The organism is Nocardiopsis sp. TSRI0078 (genome assembly GCF_001905145.1).
In the GTDB taxonomy this organism is placed as follows: domain Bacteria; phylum Actinomycetota; class Actinomycetes; order Streptosporangiales; family Streptosporangiaceae; genus Nocardiopsis.
Map to the genome: position 1 here is coordinate 145,141 of NZ_LWLB01000023.1, position 17,038 is coordinate 162,178.

General features: G+C 71.2%; 16 protein-coding genes and 1 pseudogene. 7 read left to right on the forward strand and 10 right to left on the reverse strand.

The window, feature by feature from the left end:
• The first annotated feature begins 425 nt into the window (after positions 1-425).
• Both A6A08_RS15070 and A6A08_RS15075 read left to right on the forward strand, forming a co-directional pair.
• Positions 426-1,838, forward strand: coding sequence for an RNA polymerase sigma factor (locus A6A08_RS15070; protein WP_073703226.1), 1,413 nt, complete (start codon positions 426-428; stop codon positions 1,836-1,838).
• A gap of 152 nt (positions 1,839-1,990) precedes the next feature.
• The gene (locus A6A08_RS15075; RefSeq protein ID WP_073703227.1) at positions 1,991-2,341 is read left to right on the forward strand and encodes a hypothetical protein; all 351 of its coding nucleotides are present in this window, start codon (positions 1,991-1,993) and stop codon (positions 2,339-2,341) included.
• Positions 2,342-2,372: 31 nt separating this feature from the next.
• Here A6A08_RS15075 and A6A08_RS29145 read toward each other — a convergent pair whose 3' ends face one another.
• The 3 genes from A6A08_RS29145 to A6A08_RS15085 all read right to left on the reverse strand — a co-directional run bounded on the left by A6A08_RS29145 (position 2,373) and on the right by A6A08_RS15085 (position 3,839).
• Positions 2,373-2,501: a hypothetical protein gene (locus tag A6A08_RS29145; RefSeq protein WP_274534042.1), complete on the reverse strand. Its 129-nt coding sequence runs from the start codon at positions 2,499-2,501 to the stop codon at positions 2,373-2,375.
• A 478-nt stretch (positions 2,502-2,979) separates the two neighbouring features.
• Entirely contained in the window at positions 2,980-3,342 is a 363-nt protein-coding gene (locus A6A08_RS15080; RefSeq protein ID WP_073703228.1) for a GntR family transcriptional regulator, read from the reverse strand.
• Between the two features lie 110 nt (positions 3,343-3,452).
• A complete protein-coding gene (locus A6A08_RS15085) occupies positions 3,453-3,839 on the reverse strand; it encodes a hypothetical protein (RefSeq protein WP_073703229.1) in 387 nt (128 codons plus the stop codon).
• Between the two features lie 144 nt (positions 3,840-3,983).
• Between A6A08_RS15085 and A6A08_RS15090 the strand changes: the two genes are divergently transcribed.
• The 3 genes from A6A08_RS15090 (at position 3,984) to A6A08_RS15100 (ending at position 6,540) form a co-directional block, all read left to right on the forward strand.
• The gene (locus A6A08_RS15090; RefSeq protein WP_073703230.1) at positions 3,984-4,634 is read left to right on the forward strand and encodes a TetR/AcrR family transcriptional regulator; all 651 of its coding nucleotides are present in this window, start codon (positions 3,984-3,986) and stop codon (positions 4,632-4,634) included.
• A gap of 162 nt (positions 4,635-4,796) precedes the next feature.
• Complete coding sequence (locus tag A6A08_RS15095) at positions 4,797-5,609, forward strand: sporulation protein (protein ID WP_073703231.1); 813 nt, start codon at positions 4,797-4,799, stop codon at positions 5,607-5,609.
• A gap of 145 nt (positions 5,610-5,754) precedes the next feature.
• On the forward strand, positions 5,755-6,540 hold the full coding sequence (locus tag A6A08_RS15100) for a sporulation protein (RefSeq protein WP_073703232.1): 786 nt from the start codon (positions 5,755-5,757) through the stop codon (positions 6,538-6,540).
• 48 nt (positions 6,541-6,588) lie between these two features.
• Here the strand turns inward: A6A08_RS15100 and A6A08_RS15105 are convergent, their stop codons facing one another.
• Positions 6,589-7,089: a hypothetical protein gene (locus tag A6A08_RS15105; RefSeq protein ID WP_083609130.1), complete on the reverse strand. Its 501-nt coding sequence runs from the start codon at positions 7,087-7,089 to the stop codon at positions 6,589-6,591.
• A 266-nt stretch (positions 7,090-7,355) separates the two neighbouring features.
• Here A6A08_RS15105 and A6A08_RS15110 point away from each other — a divergent pair, with 266 nt between their 5' ends.
• Together A6A08_RS15110 and A6A08_RS15115 are read left to right on the forward strand one after the other, a co-directional pair.
• Complete coding sequence (locus A6A08_RS15110; RefSeq protein ID WP_143181770.1) at positions 7,356-7,778, forward strand: hypothetical protein; 423 nt, start codon at positions 7,356-7,358, stop codon at positions 7,776-7,778.
• A gap of 101 nt (positions 7,779-7,879) precedes the next feature.
• Entirely contained in the window at positions 7,880-8,263 is a 384-nt protein-coding gene (locus A6A08_RS15115; protein ID WP_073703234.1) for a VOC family protein, read from the forward strand.
• A 40-nt stretch (positions 8,264-8,303) separates the two neighbouring features.
• On the opposite strand, the pseudogene A6A08_RS29380 reads toward A6A08_RS15115, so the two are convergent.
• The 6 genes and pseudogenes from A6A08_RS29380 to A6A08_RS15150 form a co-directional block, all read right to left on the reverse strand.
• Positions 8,304-9,129: pseudogene (locus A6A08_RS29380) on the reverse strand (IS5 family transposase).
• Between the two features lie 79 nt (positions 9,130-9,208).
• The gene (locus tag A6A08_RS15130) at positions 9,209-11,026 is read right to left on the reverse strand and encodes an ABC transporter ATP-binding protein (protein ID WP_073703237.1); all 1,818 of its coding nucleotides are present in this window, start codon (positions 11,024-11,026) and stop codon (positions 9,209-9,211) included.
• A gap of 32 nt (positions 11,027-11,058) precedes the next feature.
• A complete protein-coding gene (locus A6A08_RS15135; protein WP_073703238.1) occupies positions 11,059-12,072 on the reverse strand; it encodes an ABC transporter permease in 1,014 nt (337 codons plus the stop codon).
• Positions 12,073-12,240: 168 nt separating this feature from the next.
• Positions 12,241-14,052, reverse strand: coding sequence for an ABC transporter substrate-binding protein (locus A6A08_RS15140; RefSeq protein WP_073703239.1), 1,812 nt, complete (start codon positions 14,050-14,052; stop codon positions 12,241-12,243).
• 85 nt (positions 14,053-14,137) lie between these two features.
• On the reverse strand, positions 14,138-15,163 hold the full coding sequence (locus A6A08_RS15145) for an ABC transporter permease (RefSeq protein WP_073703240.1): 1,026 nt from the start codon (positions 15,161-15,163) through the stop codon (positions 14,138-14,140).
• A 127-nt stretch (positions 15,164-15,290) separates the two neighbouring features.
• A complete protein-coding gene (locus A6A08_RS15150; RefSeq protein WP_073703241.1) occupies positions 15,291-16,964 on the reverse strand; it encodes an ABC-F family ATP-binding cassette domain-containing protein in 1,674 nt (557 codons plus the stop codon).
• Positions 16,965-17,038 lie beyond the last annotated feature (74 nt).

Consider the following 17,038-nt stretch of genomic DNA (forward strand, 5'->3'; position numbering starts at 1 on the left):
CGGTGTACGCGGAAAGGCCCGGCCGACCCCCGCACGCCCGGTCCCAGCGCGGTCGACGACGGCCGTGTCCGACAAAAGGGAGGGAACTTCCCAAAGCTCCCCGACGTCTACCTGAGTATCCGGTCTCGGCCCCTCTCCCAAGGAGGTCCGCAGTTGGCGACAGCCATCGGTCCACTCGCTCGTGCCCCTGCGCCCTCCCGCCCGCCGGGTCCAGCCCCTCGTCCGGACCGGTTCCGGGCGTGCTCCTTTACCCGCTTCCCACCGCGTTTGGCCACTCCCGGAACAGTGATCCATGCCACTTCGGCCGATATCCAATCGAGACAGGGAACATTTGACTCCCCGACACGTTGGACATATTGGCGCGTCCAGTCGGCAGGAACAGTCCGCCGCGTGCCACACGCCTTGGAAGGGAGGGAGGTGCCCACATGACGAGCACTGCCCCGGCCGCTTCGGCACCCACCGCCGGAGTCCCCGCTGACATCGCTCGTAGCGACGACGCGGCCGCGGACGCGGCCCTGGCCGATCTGATCACCCGCGGGCGCGCGCAGGGGCACCTGTCCCTCTCCGAACTGCGTACCGCTTTCTCCGAGGCCGGAGTCTCCGCTGGCGACGGCCGATCCATCCTGCGTGAACTCACCGAGAACGGGGTTCGTCTCGCCAACGGGGGCGACGACTCCGCGCCGGTGGCCGATCCTGACGCCGAGGACGACGTGCTGGAAGACACTCTCATCGCCACGGTGCCCGACACCGACGAGGCGGCCAAGGCCGCATCCGGCAAGGCCGCGACGCGCAAGGGCCCCTCCACCCGGAGGAAGGCCCGCTCCACGCGGCGCGCCAACAAGACCGAGACCACCCCCCAGACCACCACCGACCCGGAGACCGGCGAGGCCGACCTCGACGACCAGTCCCCCGCCATGGGCGACTCGGTCCACACCTACCTCAAGGCCATCGGCCGGCGCCAGCTGCTCACCGCGGAGCAGGAGGTCGACCTGGCCAAGCGTGTGGAGGCCGGGCTCTACGCCGAGTACCGGCTCGGCCGGCACGGCGAGGTCGACGAGTCCTTCCCGCTGGCCGAGGCCGAGGTCGACGAGCTGGAGTGGGTGGCCGAGGACGGCCGCAAGGCCAAGTCCCACATGCTGGAGGCCAACCTGCGCCTGGTGGTGTCGGTGGCCAAGAAGTACAGCGACCGGGGGATGTCGCTGCTCGACGTGGTCCAGGAGGGCAACCTCGGCCTGATCCGCGCCGTGGAGAAGTTCGACTACACCAAGGGCTTCAAGTTCTCCACCTACGCCATGTGGTGGATCCGCCAGGCCATACAGCGCGGCTTCGCCGACTCGGCGCGCACCATCCGCCTGCCCGTGCACGTCCTGGAGCTCCTGAGCAAGGTGAGCCGCCTGGAGCGCGACATGCACCAGGCGCTGGGCCGCGAGCCCACCCCGGAGGAACTGGCCCTGGAGCTGGACAAGACCCCGGCCCAGATCGAGGAGCTGCTGCGGGTCACCCGCCAGCCCATCAGCCTGGACTCCACCATCGGCGAGGACGGCGAGACCCGCATCGGCGACCTCATCGAGGACGTGGACGCCTCGGAGGCCTCCGAGGTGGTGGACCGCCAGCTCATGGCCGACCAGCTGCGCAACGCGCTGTCGGACCTGGAGCCGCGCGAGGCCACCATCATGTCCCTGCGCTTTGGCCTGATGGACGGGCGTCCGCGCACCCTGGACGAGATCGGCAAGCACCTGGGCCTGACCCGTGAGCGCATTCGGCAGCTGGAGAAGCAGTCGCTGTCCAAGCTGCGCCACCCCAGCCGCGCCCAGCAGCTGCTGGACTTCGCCAGCTAGAGGCTCGGCCGGACCGGACACCGGGGCCGCTCCCAGAGGGGGCGGCCCCGAGCCGTGTCCGGTCCCGGACCGCATCGGGGAGAACCCCGGTTCGTCCCTGGCATCGCGCTCTCGGCACCCCACGGCCGACACCGCGGTGCGACGATGGGGGCATGACGAGCACTCCCCCGCAGCAGAGGGACGAGGTCGCCGCCGCACTGCGTGCCGGTCGCGAGCTCGGTCCCGAGTACGACGACGCCGTGGCCGCCTCCCTGGTCGAGCGGATCGACGACACCATCGCCGAGCGCGTCCGCCACCACATGGCGGCGCAGGCCAAGGCGGCGCCGGCCAGGACCGGAACGCCCTCCAACACGGTGCGCTTCGTGCTCTCCCTGGTGTGCCTGGGTGTCAGCATCCCCATCTCCGGCATCACCGCCGCCCTGGGCGACCCCGCCGCCCTGCCGCTGGTGTGGCTCGGACTGGTCGCGTTCTACGTCGTCTCGGTCGTCGGCCTGCGCCGCTGACCCTCCGGCCAGGCCGGTCCGGCCGGACCCTTCAGCCGAACACCAGGAACAACAGCGCGGCGACCAGCCCCAGCAGGACCAGGACGACGGCCACCCGTGCGAGGACCGCGCCGGGACGCGGCCGGTAGAGGCCCTTGTTGTCGTCCTCGTAGGAGCGCACACGGCGGTCACCCGCGTAGGCGACCGTGGGGTCGTCGCCGTCGTGGTACCAGTCGTCGCGCCGCCGGTTGCCGCTCAGCTCCGTGGTGACCTCGGGACGCCTCCGGCGCCCGCCCGGGCCCCACTCCGCGCCACGGCCCCGGACGCTCCTTCCGGAGCCGCCGCCCGCGCCACGACCCGGGGTGCCCCTTCCGGAGCCGCCGCCCGTACCACGGTCCGGGACTCCTCTTCCGGAAACGCCCGCACCACCGGGACCACCGCCCGCACCACGGCCCGGGACGCCCCTTCCGGCCCCGCCGCGCGAGGACGCGCCGCCCGACGGGCTTCCGCCCGCTCGTCCACCAGTTCCCTTGCCCACAGGCGCCTCCCTCGGTGCCCGCGCCGCCCGGGGTGGCGGCGCCACTTCGACCCTAGCCGCGGGGGAGGGCCTTCCACGGGGAGGGAGGCGGCCGGTAGCGGCCACCGCGGGGGCCGCGCTCTCAGCTCCTGAGCGCCGCGCGCAGGATCTCCACGGCCTCGTCGTGGTCCAGGCCCACCCGCGAGATCACCTCGGCGTAGGCGCGCGCGGCCGCCAGGGCCTCGGCGCGCTGGTCGTCGCCGCTCGCGGCCACGAAGGTGCCCGACCGGCCCCGTGTCTCGACCACCCCGGCCTGCTCCAGCTCCCGGTAGGCGCGCGCCACCGTGTTCACCGCCACCGACAGCTGACCCGCCAACGCGCGCACCGTCGGCAGCCGGTAGCCCACCGGCAGCTCGCCGTTGGCGGCCGCGATCGCCACGATCGACCTGATCTGCTCGTAGGGCGGTACCTTCGACGTCGGATCGATGCGGATGAAATCCGCCATCTGCTACTGCGCTCCCCACTCACCTGCTGCGGTGTCCGGCCCCGGGACGGGCCGAACACCAACCTACCGCGCACGGACCGCACAGTGACTACGCACCGTGTCCGGCAGGCTCACGCGACCCGGCGCGGCACCCGCTGGATCCCGTGCAGGCGGTGGGTCTCCCGGGCGGTGAGCAGCCGCTCGGCCACCTGCGTGGCCTCACGCACCTCGGGGCGGGCCAGCCGCTTGCGCCGGTAGATCCGGTCCACGTACCCCTTGGGCCCCACCAGTACCCGTTCCCGGGCGTAGGCGGCCCGCATCGCCTCGGTCAGCGCCCCGTCCAGGGCCACCCCGCGCTCGTGGAGCTCCTCCACCGGCGCGTTCCACTCACGCGCCTGCTCCAGGGCCGCCTCCGCCTCGGCCACCGCCCGCAGGAGTTCGGGCAGCTTCTCGGCCAGCCCCCGGTCGGCCTCCAGCATCTGACGCGCCTGTGTCGTGCTCTGCTTGGCAAGTCCCATGTGTGCGCTCCGTACACGCGAGTCGTTATTCGTGGTCACTCTAGAGGTGACGAATATCATCTGGCGACCCGGGTTGTGCGTCGGTGGTGGCCACCCGTCCCCGGATCTGCCACCTTTACGGCGTACTCCCTCGAAAGGACCACAGTGAGCAGGAACTACGCCGGGCTCAGCCGCGAGCGCATCATCCTCGAAGCCCTGCACATCATCGCCGGACGCGGACTGGGCGGCCTGTCCATGCGTCGCCTGGGCGACGCCCTGGAGGTGGAGGCCATGGCCATCTACCACCACTTCCCCCTGGGCAAGGAGCAGCTGTTCAACGCCATCGCCGCCTACGTGGCCTCCCCCGCACCCAGCGGCACCGTTCCCACCGAGCCCGGCGAGGAGGCCGACGAGGAGGCGGACGAGGAGAGCGGCGAGGGCACCGACGGCCGTGTCCGGGAGGAGGCCGAGGACACCCGCCCCTGGGACGTGCGCCTGACCGACTGGGCCCGCGCTTACCGCGCCCGCCTGCTGGAGTTCTCCGGCGCGCTGTCCCTGCTGGTGCACCGCGCCCCGCACACCCCCAGCGCCGAGGCCACCCGCGCCCTGATGCACCGCGCCCTGAGCGAGGCGGGCCTGTCCGGCGACGACGTGGAGCGCGCCGCCGACGCCGTGCACTCCTACTGCGTCGGCGCGGTCGTGCACCAGGTCCGCCACCAGGACGAGGAGGGCGCCCCCGGCGCCGCCGAGGCCGAGGCGCGCTTCGACTTCGGGCTGCGCGCCCTGCTGCGCGGACTGTCCCCGCACGGCGGCTGAGCACGGAGGAAACACGGAAAACTCCACAGAGGTGGAAACCGGTACCACCGGCGTCGCGTCCTAACCGACACAGCGCCAGATCCCCCACACCCCCGAACACCTCCGCTGCCCCCACTCCCCCTGGCGCTCGGGCCGCGGACCCAGGCAGGAGACGAAGACGCTGTGATCCTCAAACGCATGCTCGCCAGTGTCGGCATCGGCGGCGCCACCGTGGAGACCACCCTCGACAACGACACCGTCCAGCCGGGCGGCACCGTCACCGGCACCCTCAGGATCACCGGGGGCAAGGTCGCCCAGACACTGGAGGGCGTCAGCGTCGGTCTCCGCGCCAACGTGGAGAAGGAGTACGAGTACGAGGACTCCGAGGGCGAGACGCACTCGGGCGAGTACACCATCGACGTGGTCGTCGCCGAGCAGACGGTCACCGACGAGGAGAGGGAGCTGGAGCCCGAGCAGGAGTTCGAGCTCGCCTTCGAGATGACCGTCCCCATGGAGGCGCCCGTCACCGCGGTCGGGGGCACGCACGTCCTGGACGGCGTGGGCCTCAACACCCGCCTGCACGTGGACAACGCCCTGGACCGCCGGGACGTGGACCCCCTGCTCATCGAGCCCCTTCCGGCCCAGGCCGCGGTCCTGGAGGCGCTGCACGCGCTGGGCTTCGAGCTGGGGGGCGTCGACCTGGAGAAGGGCGAGATCCCCGGCACCCGCCAGAAGCTGCCCTTCTACCAGGAGTTCGAGTACTCCGGCGCCGGCCGGTACGAGGGCCTGGAGTCGCTGGAGCTGACCTTCCTCACCGACGACGACGGTGTGGACGTGGTGCTGGAGCTGGACAAGAAGCCCGGCATCCTCTTCGGCGAGGGCGGTGACACCCTCCTGCGCCTGAGCGTCGCACACGAGGACACCGACCCCGAGGAGATCGCGGCCAGGCTCCACGAGTGGGTCCACGCCGTCGCCGGCGAGCGCGGCCTGTTCTAGCAAGGGCGCCCGGGCACCACCGGACCCGGGCGCCCACCCCGGTGCGGCCGGACGCCCCCGCGCGCCCGGCCACACCCCCAAGCACGGGTGCCCCTGCCATCCCCGACGTTCCCGGCCACGCACCCACCGGGAAGAGGAAGTATCTATGGTCATCAAGCGCCTGCTCGCCGGTCTCGGATTCGGCGGAGCCTCGGTGGAAACCTCCCTGGACTCGTCCGTGACCACCCCCGGAGGCTCCCTGCGGGGCACCGTCGTCATCGAGGGCGGCGACGTCGAGCAGCGGATCGAGCAGCTCACCGTGGGCCTGCAGGCCCGGGTCGAGTCCGAGTCCGGCGACCACGAGGTCAGCAGCGACATGGAGTTCCACCGCGTACGCCTGGGCGAGGGGGCGTCCCTGGTTCCCGGACAGAGCTTCCAGGTGCCCTTCGAGCTCTTCGTGCCCTGGGAGACCCCCGTCACCGCCCACCGCGGCCGCCACCTGCACCGCATGAACCTCGGCGTCAACACCCGCCTGCACGTGGCGGGCGCGGTCGACCCGGGCGACCTGGACCCGGTGGGCGTCGAGCCGCTCCCGGCCCAGGCCGCGGTCCTGGACTCGCTGCTCTCCCTCGGGTTCACCTTCAAGCACGCCGACCTGGAGCGGGGCCGCATCGCCCACACCAGGCAGCGGCTGCCCTTCTACCAGGAGATCGAGTTCTACTCGCCCAGCCGCTACCAGGGCCTGAACGAGCTGGAGCTGTCCCTGGTCACCGACGAGCACGGCATGGACGTGGTGCTGGAGCTGGACAAGAAGCCGGGCCTGCTCTTCTCCGAGGGCCGCGACACCTTCCACCGCTTCACCGTGAACCACCACGACGGCGCCGGACGCGACTGGACGGGTTACCTGCACCAGTGGCTCGACTCCCTGGCGGGCCGCAGGGAACTGTTCTGATCCCGGCGGGCCCGGAGGGAGCGGGGGCACGCTCCCTCCGGGCCCCGCTCACCGCCCCCCGCGGGGCCAGCGCGTGTGGTGGTTGCTCTGCGTACCGGTCACGTCCCGCTGCGTCCGGGCTCCGCGCTGGTCGACGTGGTCCCCCTGGTAGCCGGTGTTGCCGGCGCCGCCGTTGATGGTGCGGGCCTGTATCGCTATCCCGGTCACGTCGCCGATGATGGTGTTGGACACCCCGCCCTCGGCGCCCTGGCCGCCCTGTCGCTCGTCCAGAGCCCGGACCAGCTCGCGCAGGCCCTCGGCGGCGCGGGGGTTGGCCTCCACCAGCCGGCGCAGCTTGGTCCTCCACTCGCCGACGGCCTCCCCGGCCAGCTCCGGCCGCTGGAGCAGTTCGCCCCGGGTCAGTTCCAGTTCGGCGTCCACCACCTTGCGGGCCCGGGAGGACAGGGCGGCGCATGCCTGCCGCACCCGGGTCCAGGACTGGTCGTCACTGGTGGTCATGGCGGTGACCAGGAGGGTGGTGGCCCTCTCCAGCAGTGCCGTGTCGGTCATGGGGGTACCTGCCTCACACCGTGGAACCAGGGGATGCTCCCCCGCCGTGGGGGCGCCCGTACAGACAGGACACGTTAGCCAAGCCCGCGGTCGTCTACGCCTCCTTTCACCACGCCGCACACCCGTGACCGGAACCGGCCACCGGGAGCGTTCGGGGAGCTTGCCCGGCTCACGGACCCGGGCCTGCTTCGGACGGCCGTCCTCGGGCGCCCGCCGTTCGGGCGAACCGCCTACCCGCGCCCCACCGGGCAGGGCACAATGTCCGCATGCGTTGGCTATGGGTGTGGCTTCTGGCGTCGGTGACGGTCGTGCTCGGGGGCGCCTGGGTCCTGTTCCGGTTCCTCGTGGACCTGAACCAGCTCTCCCAGCTGTCCGGAGTCGGGTCGCTGGCCGCGGGCGTGGGGGCGTTGGCGACGGCCGTGTGGACGGCACGCCGCTCCTCCACCGCGGGCAGGGGCCCGACCGCTTCCACGACCCTCCCGACGCACGGTGGGACGACCAACACGGTGACCGGGAACGTGTCGGGCACCCTCATCCAGGCGCACACGATCGAGGGCGGGGTGGACAGCGCCTCCGACGGCGAGGACCGCGCCGACCTCTCCGGCGGCCTCTTCCACGATCCGGAGACCGGCGGGCACGGGGGCACCCGGGGTCCCGGGAACGAGTGGCAACGGCGTCGCGACGGCTAGGGCGTGTATCGAGAGTGCTGCCCGGGGCCTGAGCTGCGTGTGTGCGAAGCATGAGCACAGCCCGGTGGCGTTTGGCGTGGAGATCAGGAAGGCTAGGGCGCATGGTCTCGGTATTGCAGAACGTGGCGATTGACTGTGCGGATGCCTACGAGCTGGCTCGGTTCTGGAGCAGTGCGACTGGCCGTCCGCTGCATCCGGAGGACAGACCGGGTGAACGGGAGACTCAGGTGCTGCTGGCGGAGGGCCCGGTGCTGCACTTCAACCAGGTGCCCGAGGCTAAGACGATCAAGAACCGGATCCATCTGTGCGTGCGCCCTGAGACCTCGCGCGATCAGGAGGTGGACCGGCTGCTGGGCCTCGGCGCCACCTTTGTCGCCGATCACCGGAATCCCGATGGTTCAGGCTGGGCAATCCTTGCTGATCCCGAAGGCAACGAATTCTGCGTTCTGCGCAGTGAGTCCGACCGAGCCGCCATGAGTCCCTGACGCTCACGCGCCGTCCTGGCCGGTCTCGTATGACAGCCGGTCACAGCCACGCGTTGATAGCTGCGACGAGAACGGTCGCTTCGTAGCGGACGGCGAGCTTGCCGTACCGGGTGGCCACCGCTCGATACCTCTTGAGGCGATTGATGCCGCATTCGACGGCGTGGCGCTCGCGGTAGTCGGTCGTGTCGAACGTCGGCGGGCGGCCACCGCGAGCGCCGAGCTTCCGGCGGTTCGCGAGCTGGTCGACCTTGTTCGGAATGGTGCAGCGGATTCCACGTCTGCGCAGGTAGGCGCGGTTCTTCCGAGAGGAGTACGCCTTGTCCGCGCGGACTTTGCGTGACCGGGTGCGGGGCCGGCCCGCCCCCGGGCGAGGCACCAGGATGCGGCTGAGCACCGCCTCGAACTGCGGGGAGTCACCCCGCTGCCCGGCCGTGATCACGAGGGACATGGGCTTTTGCCCTGTTCGACGGCCAGGTGCAGTTTGGTGGTCAGACCGCCGCGCGAGCGGCCGAGCCCGTGGTCGGCCGACTCCACCTGGACGCCGCCGGGAGGCTCCTTTTGCAGCTCCCCCTTTTCCGCGCGCCGGCGGCGTGCTGGTGCGCCCGGCATACTGTGGAGTCCACGCTGATGTCCCAGGTGATCAGGTGGTTGGCGTCTGCCCGGGCCTGCAGCGCGGTGAAGAGCCGCTGCCACGTGCCGTCCCGCTGCCAGCGGCGGAACAGGTCGTACACCCGCCCCCACGGGCCGTACTCGGCGGGTAGGCCTCGCCAGGGGAGGCCGGTACGCACCCGAAACCGGATGCCGTCGATCAACTGCCGCCGCGTCCATATCGGCGGTCGCCCCGGCTTCTTCCCTGCGGGCAACAGCGGGAGGCCTTCACCGGTTCCACACCGCGATCAGCGGCCCTCCCGCCATGCGCGTACCTAACCTCTCAGGACAGAACACCTAGGACGCCCGGGCGCGCCGGCGCACCCGTTCGGCGCGCAGCTCACGCGCGTGTTCCGGGTCCAGGACGGGGGCGGCGTTGAGCAGCTGACGCGTGTAGTCACTACTCGGCTCCTCATACACCGAGTCGCTGTCACCCATCTCCACGACCTCACCCGCACGCATCACCGCGACCCGGTCACTCACCTGACGCACCACCGCCAGATCATGCGCCACGAAGATGTACGTCAACCCGAAATCGTCCTGCAACTCCGACAACAACCGCAACACCTGATCCTGCGTCGACACGTCCAACGCCGACACCGGCTCATCACAGATGATCAGCTTCGGCTTGAGGATCAACGCCCGCGCGATCGCGATCCGCTGCCGCTGACCCCCCGAGAACGCATGCGGGAACCGGTTGTAGTGATCGGGCTCCAACCCCACCCGCTCCAGAAGCTCCTGCACCTGACGGCGCACCTTCCGGCCATCACGCTCACCCTGCACCCGCAGCGCCGTCCCGATCGCGTCCCCCACCGTCACCCGCGGATTCAACGACGAATACGGGTTCTGGAACACCATCTGCATGTCCCGACGCAACGGACGCAGCTCCCGCTCGGACATGTGCGTGATGTCGCGGCCCTCGAACTCCACCCGGCCCCGGGTGGGCTCCAACAACCGCATCACCATCCGCGACAGCGTGCTCTTGCCCGAACCCGACTCCCCCACGATCCCCAGGGTCTCCCCCCGGAACAGATCGAAGGACACACCCTTCACAGCCCAAAAGTCCGTCGTACGCCCCCACACACCACCACGCACACCGAACCGCTGCGCCACATCCTCCACCCGCAGCAGGGGTTCGCCCCGCTCCTCCTTCGGCTCGGGGGTGAAGGGTGCGAAGGCCCTGTCCGGTTCCTTCGCCCCGGCCTCACCCGCCGCGGTCGCCCCCGTACTGCGGCGCTGCTCCTGCCGGGTCCGCTGCGCGCGCTCCGCGCGATCGCGTGCCCGTCTCTGTGCTCGGGAGAGATCCACGCGCGGCACCGCGGCCAGCAGCGCCCGCGTGTAGGGATGCTCCGGCTCGGCCAGGACCGTGCGCACGTCACCGCGCTCCACCGCCACACCATGGCGCATGACCACGACCTCGTCCACCGAACCGGCGACCACCGCCAGATCATGCGAGACCAGGATCAACCCCATCCCCAGATCCGTGCGCAGCTCGTCCAACAGGTCCAGCACCTGCGCCTGCACCGTCACGTCCAACGCCGTCGTCGGCTCATCGGCCAACAACACCTTCGGATCGCACATCAACCCCATCGCGATCACCACACGCTGGCGCATACCACCGGAGAACTCGTGCGGATAGGAGTTGATCCGCTTCTGCGGATGGGGAATCCCCACCCGCTCCAGCGACCTCACCGCCCTGGCACGGGCCTCGGAGCGCGACACCTCGGGCCGGTGCACGCGCAACGCCTCCACCAACTGGTTTCCCACGGTGAACTGCGGGTGCAGCGACTGCATGGGGTCCTGGAAGACCATCGCGATGTCGTTGCCGCGCATCCGCCGCAGCTTCCTGTCCGAGGCGCTGACCACGTCCTGGCCCGCGACCTCGATGGACCCGGTGATGCGCGCCCGGCTGCCCCGGTGCAGGCCCATCAGCGCCAGCGAGGTCACGCTCTTGCCCGAGCCGGACTCGCCCACGATACCGAGGGCACCCCCGGCGGGCACCTCGAAGGACAATCCGTTCACCGCGTGAACGTCGCCGTCCATGGTCGGGAACACCACCCGGAGGTCCTCCACCCGGACCACGGGCGAGGCGGACGACGGTACGGACTCACTCATGGAACTCCCTCGAACGCGGCGCCGACCGGACGCTAGCCATGGATGCGCACACGCGGGTCGATCAGCGGATACGTCAGGTCCACCACCAGGTTGCAGACGACGATGAAGAACGCCCCGAACAGCGTCACGCCCAGGATCACCGGCAGGTCGCTCTGCGTGATCGCGCTCACCGCGTACCGGCCGATGCCGTTGAGGGAGAACACCTGCTCGGTCAGCACCGCGCCGCCCAGCACCAGACCCAGGTCCAGGCCGAAGATCGTCACGATCGGCGTCAGCGTGGGACGCAGCGCGTGCTTGAGCACCACCCTGCGCTCGCTCAGGCCCTTGGCGCGGGCGGTGCGGATGTAGTCCTCGCCGAGGACCTCCAGCATCCCCGCCCGGGTCTGGCGCGCGTACATGGCCGCGTGCAGGAACGCCAGGGTCAGCCACGGGAGGAGCAGCCCCTGCGCCCACCTGAACGGGTCCTCGGTCAGCGGGACGTAGCCCGGCGTGCCGAACAGCCCCCAGGCGTGCACGAGGAAGGCCAGGGCCAGCAGGCCGGTGAAGAAGATCGGCAGCGACACCCCCGCCAGGGCGAACGCCATCGCCAGGCGGTCGAACAGGCTGCCCTTCCACACCGCCGAGACCACACCGACCAGGATCCCGCCCACCAGCCAGATCACCCCCGCCCCGAAGGCCAGCGACGCCGTCACCGGCAGCCGGGCCACGATCTCGGGGAAGACCTCCTGGTAGTTCTGGAAGGAGTAGCCAAAGCACGGGGCCGCGCACTCGATGACGTCGCGGCCGAACCGGTACTCGGCGCCCAGGAAGATCCCCCGGACGAACTCCCCGAACTGCACGAGGACGGGCTGGTCCAGCCCCAACCGGTCGATGGTGGCCTGGATCGCCTCCGGCGTGGGGGCACGGCCCACGTACATGGTCGCCAACTGCTCGGTGGTCCGCCCCGCCCACCGGGGCACCACGTAGAAGATGGCGAAGGTGACCATGGTGACCACGGCCAGCAGCAGGAGGCCGGCGCCCAGGCGGCGCAGGATGTAGGTCAGCAACGCGCGTGCTTTCTGTCGTGGGGCGCACGGTCGACCGCGTCGGCACCGACGGGCCCGGGCGGCCCGGGCCCGTCGGTGCCTGCACCACCCGGGAACAAGCTAACCCACGGTGATCGAATGGTCACCATTGAGCCCCGGCGCGTCCGGGACGTGTCCGACGGGCGAGGCTCAGTCCCTGGTGGTGCCCAGCACCATGTAGTCGTACATCGAGTAGCCCACGTGGTAGTACGCGTTGGTCAGGTTCGGGGGCCGGTACAGCACCGTCCGCTCGAACACCGCCGGGAGGATCGCCGCCTGCTCCATGGCCCGCTGGTCGATCTGCGTGTAGATCGAGGCGCGCTCGTCGGGGTCCTCCACCGTGACGACCTCGTCGAACCACGCGTTGATCCGCTCGTCGTCCAGTTCGGAGATGTTGGCGTTGCCCGCGTCCCGGATGGCGTCGCCGTCCAGGATCTTGCTCATGAACCCGTAGCCGCTGGGCCAGTCCGGCGCCCACCCGTACACGGTCAGGCCCAGGTCGTTCTCGTGCACGAAGGACGGCGAACCGGCCTGGGTGTTGGTGTAGGTGTCCGACGGGTACTGCCTGATCCGCACCTCGATCCCCACCCGCTTCAGGGACTGCTGCAGGGCCTCGGCCGTGCTCACGTCGGCGGGCCGGTCGGCCCGGGCCCCGATGGAGGTGGAGAACCCGTCGGGCTCGCCGCACTCCTCCAGCTTCTGCCGGGCCATGTCCAGATCGCCCTCGTTGCCCTCCGACGGGTAGGGGTTGATGCTCGGGTCGGCGCCCGGCAGCGCGCTGGGCATGATCTGGGTGGCGATGTCGCCTCCGGTGTCGCCGCCCCACGCCCGTTGCAGCGCGTCGCGGTTGGCCGCGTACATGATCGCCTGGCGGCAGGCCAGGTCGTCCAGCGGCTCCAGGACGGTGTTGATGTTGACGTAGCGCAGGGTGCTGCTCTGCGGGTTGTCGACGCTGTTGCGCTCGTTCTCGTCGGTGATCAGGGTGCCCTTCATCGCCGGACCCACCCCGGTCCCGCCCAGGTCGACGTCCAGTTCCCCGTTGACCAGGCGCTGGTCGATCTCGTTCTGGTCGACCCCCAGTTCCACCTCGATCCGGTCCGGCAGCGCCTTGCGGCTGGGGTCGGTGGAGGCGTCCCACTGGTCGTTGCGCACCAGGTTCAGGGACACGCCGGGCCGGTACTCGCCGTCGAACTTGTAGGGCCCCGAGGAGACGACGCGGCTCTGGTACCGCTCTCCGCGGTCGGCCTCGGGCGGGACCGGCGCGGTCTGCGGCTGGATGAGCACGTAGGGGAATTCGGAGAAGCTCCTGTTGAGGCGAAAGACCAGGGTGCGGTCGTCCGGGGTCCCGATCCCGCCGAACCCGGCCAGCGGATCGCTCTCGTTCGCGTAGGGACCCTCGTAGTCCTCGCTGTCGGCCAGCAGGTCCTGGAAGTACTTGGGGCCGTTGGGCAGCGCCTGGGCGCCGAAGTTGCTGCGCGCGATGGCGTACTTGACGTCCTGCGCGGTGATCTGCGACCCGTCCTCGTACTTGAGGCCCGGCTTGATGCGCACCGTCCACTCGGTGAAGTCCTCGTTGGCCTCGGGCATGGCCTCGGCCAGGTCGGGCTGGAGCTCGGTGCCCTCCTCCCCCGGCGCCCCGACGTAGGTGAGCAGGGTGCGCGCGTAGTAGCGGCTGAAGTTCCAGCTGAACGCGTAGTAGGTGTTGCCGGGGTCGGGCGAGTCGAAGTCCGAGGAGATGGCGTAGCGCAGGGTCCCGCCGGCCTGGTCGGAGGGGTTGACGACCGAGTTCTCGCCCTCGTTGAACTCCGCGTCGACGTCTCCTCCGCCCCCGCCGCCGCCCGCGCCTCCGCAGGCGGCCAGCAGCAGGACCGCGGCCGCCCCCAGGGCCAGGGGCGCGCTCACCCGGCCGCGCCCGCGGCGGCGCCGGGAGGGGGCCGCGTGTGTGAGGTGATGGGTGGTCACTCTGCCTCCTGGTCGGATTCGCTGCTGGGGCCGTGCGCCGCACGGCCCGGGACACGGGGGAAGGAACCGGGCACGTCCGGACCCGTCAGTCGGAGGAGCGGGGGTCGAAGGCGTCGCGCAGCCCGTCACCGAAGAGGTTGAACGCGAGCACGGTCACGAAGATGGCCAGTCCGGGGATGATCACGAAGTGCGGGGAGGTGGTGTAGAAGCGCAGGGCGTTGTCCAGCATTCCGCCCCAGGTGGCCATGGGCGGGTTGATGCCCACGCCCAGGAAGCTCAGGGCCGCCTCGAACAGGATGTTCGTGGGGATGAGCAGCGTGGAGTAGACCAGGATCGGTGTGAGGAGGTTGGGCAGGATCTCGCGGAAGACGATGTGGGCGCTGCCCGCGCCGAGGCTGCGGGCGGCCTCCACGAACTCGCGCTCCTTGAGCGTGAGGGTCTGCCCGCGCACGATGCGGCCGATGTAGGGCCAGTTGAAGAACCCGATGATGAAGACCAGCACGCCGATGCGCAGGTTGTTGCCGGTCAGGCCGAAGGCCCCGTCGGGGACGACGCCCACCAGGGCGATGGCGAACAGCAGCAGCGGGAAGGCCAGGAAGATGTCCATGGCCCGGCTGATGACCATGTCGACCCAGCCGCCGAAGTACCCGGCGACGATCCCGAGGACGGTGCCGATGACGACGCACACCAGTGTGGCGACCGTGGCGACCAGGAGCGAGGTGCGGGCTCCGTAGACGATGCGGCTGAACAGGTCCCGGCCGTTGACGGGCTCCAGGCCGAGCAGGTGCTGGGTACTGATCCCGCCCCAGGGGTCGAGCTCCTGGGAGGAACCGCCGGGGTCGCGCAGGACGCCGCCGGTGAGCGGGTCGATCAGGTCCTGGTGGAACTGGTTGGGCGGGTAGCCGAACCAGGACGTGAGCAGCGGGGCGAGGAGCGCGACCAGGATGAGCAGGAGGACGACGATCCCTCCCGCCATGCCGACCCGGTCCCCGCGGAACCGCTGCCAGGCGATCTGCCGCAGGGACCGGTTCGCCGCGTTCGCTCCCCCGGTGGCCGCCGCGTCCGGGTCGGCGTGCTGGGACGACTCGGGCGCGTCCATCGGCGCGGTCATGTACGCCCCACCCCTGACCTCACCTTGCGCAGTAGATCTACTACGCAGAGTCTGCACAAGTAGCACCGGGGTTTCCAGCGTCCGCGCCGAGCGCCCCGGACGGGCCGGGCGGCCCGGGGCGCGGCTCCTACGACAGCGCGGGGTCCCTGCGCCCGGCGACCGCGCCGTCGGCCAGACGCAGCTCCGACCAGGCCCAGTTGCGGCGCAGCCACCGGTCGTGCGAGGCCACCACCACCGCTCCCGGCGCCGTGCCGAGCGCCTCCTCCAGCTCCTCGGCCAGGGACAGGGACAGGTGGTTGGTCGGCTCGTCCAGCAGCAGCACGTCCGGGGAGTGCCCCACCAGCATCGCCAGAGCCAGCCGTCGCCGCTGCCCCACGCTCAGCGCGCCCACCGGCCGGTCCAGGTCGCGCGGCGCGACCAGGCCCAGGTCGGTCAGGCGCGGCACGCCCGTCCGGGCACCGTTGAGCGCCTCGTAGAGCGAGCGCGGGGTGCGCTCGGGGTCGGTGAAGACCACGTCCTGCTCCAGCAGGGCCACCGACACCCCGCGCCGCCACAGCACCCGGCCCGACTCCGGACGCAGCCGGTGCCCCAGGGCGTACAGCAGCGTGGACTTGCCCGCCCCGTTGGGCCCGGTGACCAGCAGACGGCCGTCCGAGGGCACGTCCAGGTGGTCCAGGCGCAGCCGGCCCGGCACCACCAGGTCCCGCAGCGTGATGGCGTTGCCCCCGGCCGGCCCCGGGTCCCGGGTGAGCGGGGCGGTGAACTCCAGCCGCCGGGGCGGCCTGCGCACCTGGCCGCGCTCCAGCTCCTCCAGCCTGCCCCGGGCGTCGCGCACCCGGCGCGAGACCTGCTTGTCGACGCGTCCTCCCCGGTAGTCGTGGCCCATCTTCTCGTTGTCCTTGCGCGGGGCGTTGTGCGAGACCTGGCGGGCGGTGGTGCGCACCGACTCGCGCAGCCCCTTGAGGGTGTCCTGCTCGCTGTGGTAGCGCTGCTCCCACCGCTCGCGCTCCACCTGCTTCTCCCGCAGGTAGAAGGAGTAGGCGCCGCCGTAGTACACGGGGCCGTCCACGGCCGGGTCCAGGTCGAGCAGACCGGTGCACACCGCGTCCAGGAACACCCGGTCGTGGCTGGCCAGCACCACGAGGCCCGATAGGCCCCGCAGGTAGCCCTCAAGGAACTCCAGCGCCTGGTCGTCCAGGTGGTTGGTGGGCTCGTCCAGCAGCAGGGCGCGCGGCCGCCGGATCAGCAGGGCGGCCAGGCCCAGCCGTCCGCGCTGCCCGCCCGACATCCGTCCCACCGGCCGGTCCGGGCCGATCCCGTCCAGGCCCAGGCCCGCCACCACCAGTTCGGCCCGGCGCTCGGCGTCCCACACCTCCAGCCGCTCGGCCTCGGTCAGCGCCTCGGAGTACTCCCGCAGGACCCGTCCGTCCTCGGGTGAGCCGTCCAGCGCCGCCGCACCCTCGGTCAGGCGCCGCTCCACCTCGCGGGCGGGTGCGAGCGCCTCGTCGACCACCTCGGCCAGGGTCGTCTCCGGAGGGTGGGGCAGTTCCTGGTACAGGAACCCGGTGTCGGCGGGGCGCTCCACCAGCCCGGCGTCGGGTTCCTCCAGCCCGGCGAGCAGCCGCAGGAGGGTGGACTTGCCGGCGCCGTTCTCCCCCACGAGGCCGAGCCGTCGGCCGGGGGCGACGTCCAGGCCGATCCCGTCGAGCACCACGTGCGCCCCGTAGGCCTTGGCCAGGTCGCGGGCGCGCAGCAGCGGGGAGCCGTTCGGGGCCGCCGGTGAGGCGTCGGAAAAGGTCATGGTGTGGGACCACCCTTCGTACCTGGGGTGGGCCTCGATGCACCCGGACGCGCGCGGTCGCGGTCTGTCCGGCG